The organism is Streptomyces sp. NPDC001407, assembly GCF_042895325.1.
Taxonomy (GTDB): domain Bacteria; phylum Actinomycetota; class Actinomycetes; order Streptomycetales; family Streptomycetaceae; genus Streptomyces.
The window spans coordinates 1-14138 of sequence record NZ_JBIAWF010000009.1 but is presented as its reverse complement, the minus strand read 5'-3'; the positions used below and the strand labels follow the sequence as shown (position 1 = coordinate 14138).

The 14138-nt window shown below is 73.2% G+C and carries 11 protein-coding genes; 5 read left to right on the top strand and 6 right to left on the bottom strand.

Annotated features, from left to right (window positions below):
• Positions 1 to 133 precede the first annotated feature (133 nt).
• The gene (gene argC, locus ACFY1P_RS14745) at positions 134 to 1162 is read right to left on the bottom strand and encodes an N-acetyl-gamma-glutamyl-phosphate reductase (RefSeq protein WP_390750801.1); all 1029 of its coding nucleotides are present in this window, start codon (positions 1160 to 1162) and stop codon (positions 134 to 136) included.
• A gap of 123 nt (positions 1163 to 1285) precedes the next feature.
• Between argC and ACFY1P_RS14740 the strand changes: the two genes are divergently transcribed.
• The 3 genes from ACFY1P_RS14740 to ACFY1P_RS14730 all read left to right on the top strand — a co-directional run bounded on the left by ACFY1P_RS14740 (position 1286) and on the right by ACFY1P_RS14730 (position 6144).
• Positions 1286 to 2485, top strand: a complete 1200-nt coding sequence (locus ACFY1P_RS14740) for a PP2C family protein-serine/threonine phosphatase (RefSeq protein ID WP_361526934.1) — start codon at positions 1286 to 1288, stop codon at positions 2483 to 2485.
• 149 nt (positions 2486 to 2634) lie between these two features.
• On the top strand, positions 2635 to 3822 hold the full coding sequence (gene rodA, locus ACFY1P_RS14735; RefSeq protein ID WP_361526932.1) for a rod shape-determining protein RodA: 1188 nt from the start codon (positions 2635 to 2637) through the stop codon (positions 3820 to 3822).
• Between the two features lie 102 nt (positions 3823 to 3924).
• Positions 3925 to 6144 carry an NADP-dependent isocitrate dehydrogenase gene (locus ACFY1P_RS14730; RefSeq protein WP_361526930.1) on the top strand — a complete coding sequence of 740 codons (2220 nt, stop codon included), beginning with the start codon at positions 3925 to 3927 and terminating at the stop codon, positions 6142 to 6144.
• A 409-nt stretch (positions 6145 to 6553) separates the two neighbouring features.
• Here the strand turns inward: ACFY1P_RS14730 and ACFY1P_RS14725 are convergent, their stop codons facing one another.
• Genes ACFY1P_RS14725 through ACFY1P_RS14710 form a run of 4 tightly spaced genes read right to left on the bottom strand, consistent with a single transcriptional unit; the run spans position 6554 to position 10644 of the window.
• Positions 6554 to 7222, bottom strand: a complete 669-nt coding sequence (locus ACFY1P_RS14725; protein ID WP_390750800.1) for a response regulator — start codon at positions 7220 to 7222, stop codon at positions 6554 to 6556.
• Positions 7219 to 8508 carry a sensor histidine kinase gene (locus ACFY1P_RS14720; RefSeq protein ID WP_390750799.1) on the bottom strand — a complete coding sequence of 430 codons (1290 nt, stop codon included), beginning with the start codon at positions 8506 to 8508 and terminating at the stop codon, positions 7219 to 7221. Before ACFY1P_RS14720 ends, ACFY1P_RS14725 begins: the two co-directional genes overlap by 4 nt.
• Positions 8505 to 9692 (bottom strand): acyltransferase, encoded by a 1188-nt coding sequence (locus ACFY1P_RS14715; RefSeq protein ID WP_390750798.1) that lies wholly within the window; start codon positions 9690 to 9692, stop codon positions 8505 to 8507. Before ACFY1P_RS14715 ends, ACFY1P_RS14720 begins: the two co-directional genes overlap by 4 nt.
• A complete protein-coding gene (locus ACFY1P_RS14710; protein WP_390750797.1) occupies positions 9685 to 10644 on the bottom strand; it encodes an alpha/beta hydrolase in 960 nt (319 codons plus the stop codon). The genes ACFY1P_RS14715 and ACFY1P_RS14710 overlap by 8 nt, the downstream gene beginning before the upstream one ends.
• Before the next feature lie 314 nt (positions 10645 to 10958).
• Between ACFY1P_RS14710 and ACFY1P_RS14705 the strand changes: the two genes are divergently transcribed.
• A complete protein-coding gene (locus ACFY1P_RS14705; RefSeq protein ID WP_390750796.1) occupies positions 10959 to 12182 on the top strand; it encodes a beta-ketoacyl-[acyl-carrier-protein] synthase family protein in 1224 nt (407 codons plus the stop codon).
• A gap of 27 nt (positions 12183 to 12209) precedes the next feature.
• Here the strand turns inward: ACFY1P_RS14705 and ACFY1P_RS14700 are convergent, their stop codons facing one another.
• Positions 12210 to 12665: a carboxymuconolactone decarboxylase family protein gene (locus ACFY1P_RS14700; protein ID WP_390750795.1), complete on the bottom strand. Its 456-nt coding sequence runs from the start codon at positions 12663 to 12665 to the stop codon at positions 12210 to 12212.
• Positions 12666 to 12756: 91 nt separating this feature from the next.
• Between ACFY1P_RS14700 and ACFY1P_RS14695 the strand changes: the two genes are divergently transcribed.
• Entirely contained in the window at positions 12757 to 13617 is an 861-nt protein-coding gene (locus ACFY1P_RS14695; protein ID WP_361526918.1) for a sigma-70 family RNA polymerase sigma factor, read from the top strand.
• Positions 13618 to 14138: the final 521 nt, after the last annotated feature.

The window sequence follows — 14138 nt, the reverse complement described above, 5'->3', positions numbered from 1 at the left end:
TCTCCTTCTCCGTGCCGCCGTGGGGGCGGCTGCTGGTGACGTTCTCGGCGGTGCCGGCCGCCCGTTCGCAGGGCGCCGCCCTGGTGAGCAGGACGGCCAGGGCGCGGCGGATGTGCGCGGCCCTGACGCGGCCTCATGGCGCCACTCCCGTGGCGGGGAGCCCCAGCTCCTCGGGGAGCCCGAGGGCGATGTTCATGCTCTGCACCGCGCCGCCCGCGGTGCCCTTGGTGAGGTTGTCGATGGCACTGACAACCACGATCCGGCCGGCCGCCGGGTCGTACGCGACCTGGAGGAGCGCGGCGTTGGAGCCGAGGACCGCGGCGGTGGAGGGCCACTGCCCCTCGGGGAGGAGGTGCGCGAACGGCTCGTCCCGGAACGCCTTGTCGTACGCGGCCCGCAGGCTCTCCGCCGTGACGCCGGGCCGGGCCTTGGCGCTGCACGTGGCGAGGATGCCGCGGGGCATGGGCGCCAGGGTGGGGGTGAAGGAGACGGTGACGGGCTCGCCCGCGGCCGCCGAGAGGTTCTGGATCATCTCCGGGGTGTGTCGGTGGCCGCCGCCGACGCCGTACGGGCTCATGGCGCCCATGACCTCGCTGCCCAGCAGGTGCGCCTTCGCGGCCTTGCCCGCGCCGGAGGTGCCGGAGGCGGCGACGATCACGGCCTCGGGCTCGGCGAGCCCGGCGGCGTAGGCGGGGAAGAGGGCGAGGGAGACGGCCGACGGATAGCAGCCGGGCACGGCTATTCGCCTGCTGCCGCGCAGTGCCTCCCGCGCGCCGGGCAGCTCGGGCAGGCCGTACGGCCAGGTGCCGGCGTGCGGCGAGCCGTAGAAGCGCTCCCACTCCCCCGCGTCCTTCAGCCGGAAGTCCGCGCCGCAGTCGACGACCAGCACCTGGTCGCCGAGCTCCGCGGCGACGGCGGCGGACTGGCCGTGGGGCAGCGCGAGGAAGACGACGTCATGCCCGGCGAGCGCCTCGGCCGAGGTCTCCTCCAGCACGCGCCCGGCGAGGGGCAGCAGGTGCGGCTGCACCGCGCCGAGCCGCTGCCCGGCGCTGGAGTGCGCGGTGAGGGCGCCGACGCGCACCTCGGGGTGCGCGAGCAGCAGGCGCAGCACCTCGCCGCCCGCGTACCCACTCGCTCCTGCCACTGCCGCACGGATTGCCATCGGGCCCCTCCTGGTCGATGGCATGACTATACGAAGTATTGAAGTTTTATGCAATGGTCCGGGGGGGCCGGTGAGAGCGCGCGGAGGTGAGCGCCGGGCACCGAACAGGCGCAAAATAGGCACGTGGGCGTCCGGCGTGTGTCGGTGGACCGTCTCCTGGCGCAGCCGTCGGGCCGCGGGCTGGTGGCGATCCCCCTCGTGCTGATCGTGGTGATCACAGTGGTGGACCTCCGCTCCGGGACGGACGTCCACCTCGGTCCGCTGCTGGTCATCGCGCCCGCCCTCACCGCCTCCTTCGCCGGGCCGCGGCTGACCGCCCTGATCGGGGCGCTGGCCGTCGCCGCGCAGGTCTTCATCGCCGTCTTCCACGGCGGGCTGGCCACGACCAACCACGTGGCGCAGATCATCGCCCTGACCGTGCTCTCCGCGGTGGGGGTGTTCGTCTGCGCCCTGCGGGAGCGGCGCGGCCGGGAGCTGAGCCGGGTGCGGTCGGTGGCCGAGACGGCGCAGCTGGCCCTGCTGCGGCCGCCGCCGCGCCGGATCGGGCCGTTGCGGGTGGCCTGGCTGTACCTGGCCGCCGAGGACGAGACCAGGATCGGGGGCGACCTCTTCGCGGTCGCCCGCGCCGCCCGCCCCGCCACCCGGGTGATCATCGGCGACGTCCGGGGCAAGGGCCTGGCCTCCATCGGCGAGGCGTCCGTGGTGCTGGGCGCGTTCCGCGAGGGCGCCCACCGCTACGCCACCCTGCCTGAGCTCGTCACCGCCCTGGAGGAGAGCGTCTGCCGGGACCTGGAGGAGGTCGCCGACACCGCGCACGACCCGGGCGAGCACTTCGTCACCGCCCTCGTGCTGGACATCCCGGACGACGGGACCCAGGCCGAGATGATCAGCTGCGGCCATCCGCCGCCGCTGCTGGTCCACGGCCCCGAGGTGACGGCGCTGCACCCCCACACCCCCACACCCCCGCTGGGCATGTGCGGACTGCCCGGACCGGGTCACCGCAGCGACCCCTTCCCCTTCGCCCCCGGCGACACGCTCCTGCTCTACACCGACGGGGTCATCGAGGCCCGCTCACCGGCCGGGGACTTCTACCCCCTCGTCGAGCGGCTCGACTCCTTCCCCGCCGCCGGACCGGAGTCGCTGCTGCGCCACATCCACCACGACCTGCTCTCCCACACCGGCGGGCAGCTCGCCGACGACACCGCCCTCCTGGCCATCGAGCGCGCCCCCGACCGCCACCCGCACCTGCCGCACGGGCAGGGCGGCGACGCCGGTTCCCGCCGCCACGGATATCCACCCGGACGGGCCGCGCGACCGTCATGATGTTGTCGGCCTCCACCCCGGCCGCGTGAAGCCCCGGACGTTTCGCTATTTGCGCAAGCACGAAACTGTAGGGTGCTGCCGTTCCACGGCCCGGTCACGGGCCGTTCCCACCGTGTCCCTTCTCCGAGCCGAGGGCCGTGACAGTGAACATGTCGCTCGCCGCCCGCCCCGTGAGCCGCAGCCGCCGCATGCGCCTGTGGGGCCACCTGTCACCGCTGTGGCGCCTGGACTGGATCATGCTCGGCGCCGTCGTGGCCCTGGGCTCGACCGGAGCGCTGCTGGCCTGGTCGGCCACCCGCTACCGCCAGGAGGCCCTCGGCGCCGACCCCGCCCTCTACCTCGAACGGCACCTGCTCAACCTGGCTCTCGGCCTGCTGCTGTGCGCCGCGGTCACCGCGGTCGACTACCGCAGGTCCCGCGGCTACGCCCCCGTCCTCTACGGCGCGGCCGTGCTGTTCCTCTTCACCGTGCTGACCCCGCTGGCCAGCACGGTCAACGGCGCGCACTCCTGGATCGTGCTGGGCGGTGGCTTCTCGCTCCAGCCGTCGGAGTTCGTCAAACCGGCCGTCGTGGTGATGCTCGCGGCGCTGCTGACCGAGGCGCGCGAGGCCCGGTGCGGCGAGGTCCCCCGCACCCGGCAGGTCGCGGCCTCGCTCGGCCTGGTCGCCGTCCCGGCGGCGGTCATCATGGCCAGCCACGAGCTGGGCACCAGCCTGGTGCTGGTCGCCATCACCGTGGGCCTGCTCTACGCGTCCGGCGTGCCGGGCCGCATCCTCGCCGTCCTCGGTGCCCTGGCCGCGGCGGCGGCCACCGCCGTCATCACCCTGCACCTGCTCAGCGCCTACCAGCTCAACCGCTTCGCGGCCTTCGCCGACCCGCACCTCGACCCCTCCGGGGTCGGCTACAACACCCAGCAGGCCCGGATCGCCATCGGCGCCGGCGGCCTGCTCGGCCAGGGCCTCTTCCACGGCGACCAGACCAACGGCGGCTTCGTCCCCGAGCAGCAGACCGACTTCATCTTCACCGTCGCGGGCGAGGAGCTCGGCTTCCTCGGCGCGGGCGCCGTGATCGCCCTGCTCGGCGTCGTGCTCTGGCGCGCCATGGCCATCGCCCGCCGCACCGAGGACATGTACGCCACGCTGCTGTGCGTGGGCATCGTCTGCTGGCTGGCCTTCCAGTCCTTCGAGAACATCGGCATGACCCTGGGGATCATGCCCGTCGCGGGCATCCCCCTGCCGCTGGTCTCGTACGGAGGCTCCTCGATGTTCGCCGTCTGCCTCGCCGTCGGACTGCTCCAGTCCGTCCAGCTCGTCACCACCCGGCCCCGCAGCCTCTGACGGTCCGGCCCGCCGGAGGGCGGACCCCTGTCGAGAGGGGGCCGGTCACGAGATATCTTGATGTCGAGCAATGTTACAGACGGACGTGGAGCGGAGCACCCGGTGACTGACTCGACCATCATCTATACGCACACCGACGAGGCCCCGGCCCTGGCGACGTATTCGTTCCTGCCCGTGGTCCAGGCCTACGCCTCGACGGCCGGTGTCACTGTGGAGACCCGTGACATCTCCCTGGCCGGGCGGATCATCGCCGGTTTCCCCGAGTACCTCGAAGAGGGCCAGCGGATCGAGGACGCCCTCGCCGAGCTCGGCGAGCTGGCCAAGACGCCCGGTGCGAACATCATCAAGCTGCCGAACATCTCGGCCTCGATCCCGCAGCTGAAGGCGGCCGTCGCCGAGCTCCAGCAGCAGGGCTACGCGCTGCCGGACTACCCGGACGACCCGAAGACCGACGAGGAGCGCGACATCCGCGCCCGCTACGACAAGGTCAAGGGCAGCGCCGTCAACCCCGTGCTGCGTGAGGGCAACTCCGACCGCCGCGCCCCCGCCTCGGTCAAGAACTACGCCAAGACCCACCCGCACCGCATGGGCGCGTGGACGGCCGACTCCAAGACCAACGTCGCCACCATGGGCGCCGACGACTTCCGCTCCACCGAGAAGTCCGCGGTCGTCCCGGCGGACGGCTCGCTGCGCATCGAGCTGGCGGGCGCGGACGGCAGCACCACCGTGCTGCGCGAGTCCGTCCCCGTCCTCGCGGGCGAGGTCGTGGACGCGTCGGTGATGCGCGCGGCCGCGCTGCGCTCGTTCCTCACCGCGCAGATCGCCCGCGCCAAGGCCGAGGGTGTGCTCTTCTCCGTGCACCTGAAGGCCACGATGATGAAGGTCTCCGACCCGATCGTCTTCGGCCACGTGGTGCGCGCCTTCTTCCCGAAGACGTTCGCGGCGTACGGCGAGACGCTGGCCGCGGCCGGCCTGAGCCCGAACGACGGCCTCGGTGGCATCCTCAAGGGCCTGGACGCGCTGCCCGAGGGCGACGCGATCAAGGCGTCCTTCGACGCCGAGCTCGCCGAGGGCCCGGCCCTGGCCATGGTCGACTCCGACAAGGGCATCACCAACCTGCACGTCCCGAGCGACGTCATCGTCGACGCCTCCATGCCGGCGATGATCCGCACCTCCGGCCACATGTGGGGCCCGGACGGCCAGGAGGCCGACACCCTCGCCGTCCTCCCGGACAGCAGCTACTCCGGTGTCTACCAGGCCGTCATCGACGACTGCCGCGCCAACGGCGCCTTCGACCCGTCGACCATGGGCTCGGTGCCCAACGTCGGTCTGATGGCGCAGAAGGCCGAGGAGTACGGCAGCCACGACAAGACCTTCGAGATCGCCGCCCCGGGCACCGTGCGGGTCGTCGACGCCGCGGGCAACGTCGTGCTGGAGCAGCCGGTCGCCGAGGGCGACATCTTCCGCATGTGCCAGGCCAAGGACGCGCCGATCCAGGACTGGGTCAAGCTCGCCGTCACCCGCGCCCGCGCGACCGGCGCCCCGGCCGTGTTCTGGCTCGACGAGACCCGCGCGCACGACGCGAAGCTCATCGAGAAGGTCCGCACCTACCTCGCCGACCACGACACCGAGGGCCTGCGGATCGAGATCATGTCGCCGGTCGAGGCGACCAAGTTCTCCCTGGAGCGCATCCGCCGGGGCGAGGACACCATCTCGGTCACCGGCAACGTGCTCCGTGACTACCTCACGGACCTCTTCCCGATCCTCGAGCTGGGCACGAGCGCGAAGATGCTCTCTGTCGTCCCGCTGATGAACGGCGGCGGCCTGTTCGAGACCGGTGCCGGTGGCTCCGCGCCCAAGCACGTCCAGCAGCTCGTCAAGGAGAACTACCTGCGCTGGGACAGCCTGGGCGAGTTCTTCGCCCTCGCGGCCAGCTTCGAGCACCTCGCCCAGACCACGGGCAACGCGCGCGCCCAGGTGCTCGCCGACACCCTGGACCGCGCGACCGCGACCTTCCTCGACGAGGACAAGTCGCCGAGCCGTCGCCTGGGTGGCATCGACAACCGCGGCAGCCACTTCTACCTGGCGCTGTACTGGGCCCAGGAGCTGGCCAAGCAGACCGACGACACGCAGCTCGCGGAGGCGTTCGCGGCCCTGGCCAAGTCGCTGACCGAGCAGGAGCGGACGATCGTCGACGAGCTCATCGCGGTGCAGGGCCAGCCGGCCGACATCGGCGGCTACTACCAGCCTTCGCCGGAGAAGGCGGCGGCCGTCATGCGGCCGAGTGCCACGTTCAACGCGGCACTCGCGATTCTCGGCTAGTCCGAGGGGGCTTTTGAATCCGCCCTGGTCGGCCTTCGCGCCGGCCGGGGCGGATTTCTTTTGGCGCGCGCCATCTGCCGCCTGCGGCGGGCTTGTTCCCCTGCCCCGCCCCTTCCCGGCTGCGTCTGATGTGCGGCTCCGCCGCGTGGGGGGCTGCGCCTGCGGCGCTTTGTTCCCCAGCCCCGCCCCTTCCCGAAACTGGGGCTGCCGCCCCAGACCCCGCAACACGCTTCGCGCGTTGTCCTCAAACTCCCCCAGCTACCGCTGGGAGGTGCCCCCAACGGGCTGTTGTTGCCCGGAACGGGCGAGAGCTGAGCGGTCCGGTCGCTGCGGGCCGGTGGGGGCTGGTCGCGCAGTTCCCCGCGCCCCTTACGGGGCGCGGTACCGCACGGGACTTCGACAAGACCGCTCAGTACCCCGCCGGACGCACCAGCCCCGTCTCGTACGCGAAGACCGTCGCCTGGGTGCGGTCGCGCAGGCCCAGTTTGACCAGGATGCGGCTCACGTGGGTCTTCACCGTCTGTTCCGCCACCACCAGGCGCTCGGCTATCTCCCCGTTCGACAGGCCCTGGGCCACGAGGGACAGGACCTCGGTCTCGCGTTCCGTCAGGCCGCCGACGCGGTCCTTGAGCGGGGCCCGGGGTGTGCCGGTCATCCGGGAGAACTCGGCGATCAGGCGCTTGGTGATGTTCGGGGCGAGCAGTGCGTCGCCCGCCGCCACCACGCGTACGGCCTGGGCGAGTTCGGCCGCGGAGGCGTCCTTGAGCAGGAAGCCGGACGCGCCCGCGCGCAGCGCCTCGTAGACGTACTCGTCGAGGTCGAAGGTGGTCAGGACCAGGACCTTGACGGCGGCGTCCGGGCCGGTGACGCGGCGGGTCGCCTCGATGCCGCCGAGGCCGGGCATCCGGATGTCCATCAGGACGACGTCGGGGGCGAGTTCGGCGACCTTGGCGACGGCGTCGAGGCCGTCCACGGCCTGGCCGACGACCTCGATGCCGGGTTCGGCGTTCAGCAGCACCGTGAATCCCTGACGGACCATCATCTGGTCGTCGGCTATCAGGACGCGGATCGTCGTCATGAGGTGTCCTCAACGGGCTCGGCGGGGGGCTGCGTGGGCAGGAGCGCGGTCACTTCCCAGCCGCCGTCGGGGGTGGTGCCGGTGGCCAGTTCGCCCCCTAGCATCGCAGCGCGCTCGCGCATGCCGAGCAGGCCCTGGCCTGTGCCCGGCGAGGGCGGGGCGGTGCGGTCCGGCGGGCTGTTGGCGACCCGTACCGTCAGACCGGTCCGCCGGTAGCCGATCTCCACCCGGACCTCGGCGCCGGGCGCGTACCGCATCACGTTGCTGAGCGCCTCCTGCACGATGCGGAACGCCGACAGCTCGACGCCCGGCGACAGCGCGCGCGGTGCGCCGGTGGTCTCGGTGACGACCGTCAGGCCGGCGGCGCGGACGTTGCCGACCAGCTCGTCCAGCCGGTCGAGGGTGGGCTGCGGGGTGTGCCGTACGCCGTCCGCCGGGGTGTCCTCGGAGCGCAGCACGCCCAGCACGCGGCGGAGTTCGGTGAGCGCCTCGACCGCGTTCTGGCGGATGCCGACGAGGTTCTCCTTGAACTCCTCGGAGGGGTTCTCGACCAGGTGCGGGGCGACCTGCGCCTGGATGGAGATGACCGACATGTGGTGCGCCACGACGTCGTGCAGCTCGCGGGCGATCCGGTTGCGCTCCTCCAGGAGGGTGCGCCGGGCCCGCTCCTCGGCGGTGAGCTCCTCCTGCACGACCAGTTCCGTACGGGCCACTTGGCGGCCGCGCATCGAGGCGCCGACCAGCACGGCGGCCACGAGGGAGGCGGTGGTCAGGAGCGGGTCGTCGACGACCCCGCCCCGGGGTACGGCACAGGCCAGGCTCGTCAGCACGCTGATGACCAGCATCTCGACGGCGACCCGGGGGCGGAGCCGCAGCGCCGCGAGGAACAACACCTGGGTGTAGAGAGCGAGTCCGGGACCGGCCCAGGGGGAGCGCACCGACGCGCCCAGGGGGAAGGGGTCCGTGGTCACGACGACGGCGACCATGACGGCCGTCGACGTCCACCAGGCCAGGACCGGCCGGAAGAGCGCGACGACGGGCCCCGCCACCAGGATCAGGGCGAGCAGGACCAGCACGGGGCGGCTGCCCGTGCGGTAGCCGGTGAGGAACTGATTGACCGTCGGGATGCCCAGGCACAGCGCGACGAGCACGAGAGGCACGGCGATGGCGGGGCGCCAGTCGAGCCAGCGCGGCTGTGCTGTGCGTGGCAGGGCACCGGGTATCGGCCACAGGTCCTCGCGGAGTGTGCGCGGCGCGGCCTTCAGGGCCGCGGTCAGGCGCTTCATCGTGTCCCCCTCAATTCAAGATCAACTTTAGGCGGGCGTGCGGCGGGAGGTGAGCCCGCCGTCGGCGCGGTCCGGGCAGCGGGGGTCCGGCGGCCTTGTTCGTACGTGCGGAACGCCGCCCAGCAGATCAGCAGCGCCACCCCGAACACCGGCAGCCACAGCAGGCGGGCGAGTATCCAGCCCGGACCGTCCGGGAGGGTGTGCAGGCCGGGCAGGGCGTCGCCCGTGAGCAGGCCCGTCGCGGAGACCGCCATCATCGCCGTCTGGTGCCAGAGGAAGATCGTCATCGCGGAGAGGTTGACCAGCGCCACCGCCGCCCAGGCGGCGGGCCGGGCGAGCGCCCGGCGCAGCGGGCCGAGGAGCAGCAGGGCCGCGCCGCTCTGGGCGAGTCCGAAGGTGACGGCCGCGAGGGTGGGCGGGCTGAGGTTGGATATCGCGGCGCCGGGGACCCCGACCATGGCCGCGGGGTAGCCCGCGAACAGCACGAGCAGGGCCGTGGCGGCGGCCCCGCCGAGCAGCAGCGCCCAGCCGGTCGCCCGGCCCCCGGCGCGGCCGCGGGCCCAGGCCGCGCCCAGGCAGTACGGGACCAGCCAGCCGGCCGCCACATTGATCCAGCCGAGCCAGGCGGGCCCGCCCAGGCCGAACCGGACGGCGTCGACGAGCAGCACGACGGCGAACGGCCACAGCGGGTGCAGCCTCGCGACGAGCGGGGTCGCCGCCGTCAGCGCGGCGAGGACCAGCAGGAACCACAGCGGGGACAGCACCAGCTTGACCAGCGTCTGCACGGTGTCCAGGCCGACCCCGGAGGCGAGCATCCCGCCCGCCGCCGCGGCCCACACCACCAGCAGGGCGGCGACCGGCCGGAAGAGCCGGGCCAGCCGGGCGCGGAGCCACTGGCCGTACGTCTCTCCCCGGGCCGCGGCCGAGGCATGGCCCCGTGCCCCGACCCGGCCGCCCACCAGGAAGAACACCGCGAGGGTCTGGACCACCCAGGACACCGGCGCCAGCCCGGGCATGAAGGGGAGCGGGCTGGCGGTGCGCACCGTGCCGCTGTCGGCGACGAGGGCGGTCACCAGCCAGTGGCCGAGCACGACGCCGAGGATGGCGAAGGCGCGCAGGGCGTCGACGGCGCGGTCGCGGCCGGGCGGGGTGGCGGCGTCGATCCGCCGGACGAGGTCACGCATGACGGCCTTCCCGGTAAGGGAGTTCCCCGGAGGCGATCCGGGCGATGTTCTTCAGGGCGGTGGAACCGGGCTTGAGGTAGTCGCTGTGGCCGCCGTCGCCCGCGTCGAAGACCCGGGCGCCGAACTCCGGGGAGACCGGGTCCGTCCCGAAGCCGACCGTGGCGAAGGGCAGGTCGAGCCGGCCGTGCGGCACGTCGGCGATCCAGTCGTCGGCGCCCCGGCCCGCCCAGACCGCCGCCCGGGTGCGCAGCGCGGCGACGTCGGTGGCACCGGTGCCGGGGCTGCCGTAGAGGACGATGTTCCCGACGTCCAGGCCGGGCGCGGCCCGCCCGCAGACCACCGAGCCGTAGGAGTGGCACACGAGGGAGGTCCGGGCGGCGGGCTTGAGCGCGCGGAGCTGCTTCACGAAGGCGCGCAGCGCGGTCGCGCCGTCCTCGGCCCGCCCCGGGGTCAGGACGTCCGTGCTGATCGTTTCCGGCGTCCTGTACCCGAGCCAGGCCACGACGGCGGCCCGGTCGCCCAGCTCGTGGCGGAGTGCCGTGGCACCGGCCCGGAAGCGTTCGTAGGTGTCGAGGTTGGTGTCCGAGCCCGGCACGAGGACGGCGATGCGATCGGCCCGGGACAGGTCGCCGAAGATCTCGACGGTGCGGCCGCCGTCGCGGCCGTCGAAGGAGAGGAAGTGACGCGCCGGGTCCGCCATGGCGCGCAGCGCGGCGGCCCGCTTGCGGTCGCCGTGCGCCTCGGCCGCCCGTTCGGCCGCCTCGACGCCGCTCCGGCCGGCGGCGTACCGCTCGGCGAGCGCGTCCGGCGCGGCGGTCCGCAACGGGGCGAGGGCGGCGGGGGCCGGTGCCGGTACGGCCGCGGGGCGGGCCATGCCCGACACGGGCACCGCCACCGAGGCGGCGACGAGCGCGGCGAGGAGAGTGCGACGCAGTCGGCTGCGAGGCGTCATGGCGGGAGGTCCCTTCCGTACCGGATGCCGGTCGTGCATCCGGTAGGGAAGTTATGGATCAGGCCGTGTGGTCGGCGTCCCACCACGGAGCCCACTTCGGCGTAGCTCCCCGGTATGACGGGTAGGGGTTCGCAGCTCGCGCGTCTTCCGCTCCCGTGAATAGCCGGACCCTACAAAACCCGCACGCCGGACTCCGTGGATCACCGCATCCGGACGGTCGCGTTCCCCCTGACAGAGTGGCTGATGAGCCGATCTCCTTCCGCGGCCTCTGCGCGTGAGGAGTTGTATCTCTACGACAAATGGGGGTTCAGTCCATGAGTGCCGAGAGCAAGGACGTGGTGGTCACCGGTCTCGGGGCCACGACACCGCTGGGCGGGGACGTCGCCTCGACGTGGTCGGCGCTGCTGGCCGGGCGGTCGGGGATCAGCGCCATCGAGGAGGAGTGGGCGGCCGGCCTGCCGGTGCGGATCGCGGGCAGGCTCGCGGTCGAGCCGACCGAGGTCCTGGACCGCGTACAGGCCCGCCGCATGGACCGCTGCGAGCAGATCGCGCTGGTCGCGGCGCGCGAGGCGTGGGCGGACGCGGGGACGCCGGAGGTGGATCCGGAGCGCCTGGCCGTGGTGATCGGTACGGGCACGGGAGGCGCCCTCACCCTGCTCGGCCAGGACGACGTCCTGGAGGCGTCCGGGGTGCGGAAGGTCTCCCCGCACACCGTCCCGATGCTGATGGCGAACGGCCCCGCGGCCTGGGTCAGCATCGAGCTGGGGGCGCGCGGCGGCGCGCACACCCCGGTCAGCGCCTGCGCGTCCGGGGCCGAGGCGATAGCGATGGGTCTCGACCTGATCCGCCTCGGCCGGGCCGACGTGGTCGTCGCGGGCGGCACGGAGGCGTGTGTCCACCCGCTGCCGCTGGCGGGGTTCGCGCAGGCCAAGGCCCACTCGACGCGCAACGACGACCCACAGCGGGCGTCACGGCCCTTCGACGTCGACCGGGACGGCTTCGTCATCGGCGAGGGCGCGGTCGTGGTCGTCCTGGAGCGCGCCGACTTCGCTGCCGCCCGCGCGGCCCGGCGGCACGCCCGCCTCGCCGGGGCCGGTGTGACCTCGGACGCCCACCACATCACCGCCGCCCACCCCGAGGGCCAGGTGCGCGCCATGCGGATGGCCCTGACCACGGCCGGGCTGTCGCCGCTGGAGATCGACCACGTGCACGCGCACGCCACATCCACGCCCAAGGGCGACCTGGTCGAGGCCGAGTCGGTCACCGAGGCCATCGGCGTGCACCCGACCGTGACCGCGACCAAGTCGATGACCGGCCACCTCTTCGGTGCCGCCGGGGCGATGGGCGCGCTCGCCTCGGTCCTCGCGGTGCGCGAGGGGGTGATCCCCGCGACGCGGAACCTCGACAGGCTCGACCCGGCCGTGAAGCTCGACGTGGTCACCGGCCTGCCGAGGCAGGGCGCGGTGCGGGCGGCTCTGACGAACTCGTTCGGCTTCGGCGGCCACAACGCGTCGCTCGTCTTCACCTCCGCTTCGTAGACCGCTCGCCCCGCCCCGGCGGCGCGGTCACCAGCCCGCGCCGGCCGGCTGCTTCGTGGTGACGTTGACGCGGTTGAAGAGATTGGTCAGGCCGATCCACAGGGTCAGGCCCGCGAGCTGCTTCTCGTCGTAGTGCCGGGCGGCCTCGGCCCAGACCTGGTCCGGCACCGGGTCGGGCCGGTCGCTGAGCCGGGTGGCGCACTCGGCGAGGGCCAGCGCGGCGCGCTCGGCGTCGGTGAAATAGGGGGTGTCCCGCCAGACCGCCACGGCGGCGAGCCGCTCCTCGCTCTCGCCCGCCTTCCTGGCGTTCTTCACTCCCCCGTCGACGCAGTAGCCACAGCCGTTGATCTGACTGACCCGGAGGTGGACGAGGTCGAGCGTCACCTCGGGCACGCCGCCCTTCTTGGCCGCCTTCATCACGCTGAGGACGGCCGGCAGGGCCTCGGGGATGACCGTGGCGGGGTTCTGCATCCGTGCTTCCATGACGCGTCTCCTGTTTTCTCGCTTCTCGTGTCACACCGACGGCCTTCCATCCGTCAAAGCGCTGACGGATCGCGACGGGAGAATGTGACACATGACGGAGAAAGAGCTGCTGGCCGAGCGTTTCGAGGCCCACCGCACCCACCTTCGCGCGGTGGCCTACCGGATGCTCGGCTCGCTGAGCGAGGCCGACGACGCCGTGCAGGAGGCATGGCTGCGGCTCAGCCGCTCGGACGCCGACAGCGTCCAGAACCTGGGCGGCTGGCTGACCACCGTCGTCGGCCGCGTGTGCCTGGACATGCTGCGCTCCCGCACGTCGCGCGGCGAGGAGCCGCTGGAGGGCCGGGTGCCCGACCCGATCGTCGACAGCCCGGACGGCATCGACCCCGAGCACCAGGCCCTCCTCGCCGACTCGGTCGGGCTGGCCCTGCTCGTCGTCCTGGAGACGCTGGCACCCGCGGAACGGCTCGCGTTCGTGCTGCACGACATGTTCGCCGTGCCGTTCGACGAGATCGCCCCGATGGTCGGACGCACCCCGGCGGCGGCCCGCCAGCTGGCCAGCCGGGCGCGCCGCCGGGTACGCGGCTCCGCACCCGCGCCCGACAGCGACCTCACCCGGCAGCGGCAGGTCGTGGACGCCTTCCTCGCCGCGTCCCGCGGCGGCGACTTCGACGCGCTCGTCGCGGTGCTCCACCCGGACGTCGTCCTCCGCGCGGACACGGGCGCGGGCGCCCCGCAGGAAGTAGTCGGCGCGGCGGCCGTCGCCGGCCGGGCCCTCATGTTCCAGCGCCTCTCCCACTTCGCCCGTCCGGCGCTGGTGAACGGCTCCATGGGCATCGTGACCGATGTGGACGGTACCCCGATGGCAGTCATGGGCTTCACGATCGTGGACGGCAGGGTGCGGACGATCGACATCTTGGCGGATACGGAGAGGTTGCGGGGGCTTTCGCTATAGGACTCGCGGTTGCCGGGGGCGGGTCGCGCCTGCTTTTCCCTTGCCCGCCCCTTTCCCGGCCGCGTCTGATCTGCGGCTCCCCCGCGCGGGGCTCCGCCCCGGCCTCCCCGGGTGCGGGTGGGTGGGCGCCTGCGGCGCGTTGTTCCCCTATCCCGCCCCTTCCCGAAACTGGGGCTTCGCCCCAGACCCCCTGACCGCGCTGACGCGCGGTGTCCTCAAGCGCCGGACGGGCTGAATGGTGCACCCGGGAACGGGAGTGCTGCCCCCGACCCCGGTGTGCGGGCTCGTTGCCGCCTGCGGCGGGAGCGGCCTGCGGCCGCGTCCTCAAACTCCCCCAGCTACCGCTGGGAGGTGCCCCCAACGGGCTGAATTGCGTGCCCCGAAGCCGGGGCCCCGCAACACGCTTCGCGTGGTGGCGCGGCGCACCCGGGCTGAATGAGCGCCCCGGACGGGCGAAAAGAAGGGCGCACCCCGCAGCCCGCACTTGCTCTCCGGTGGGAGGGGGTGGGGTCGGAGGGTGG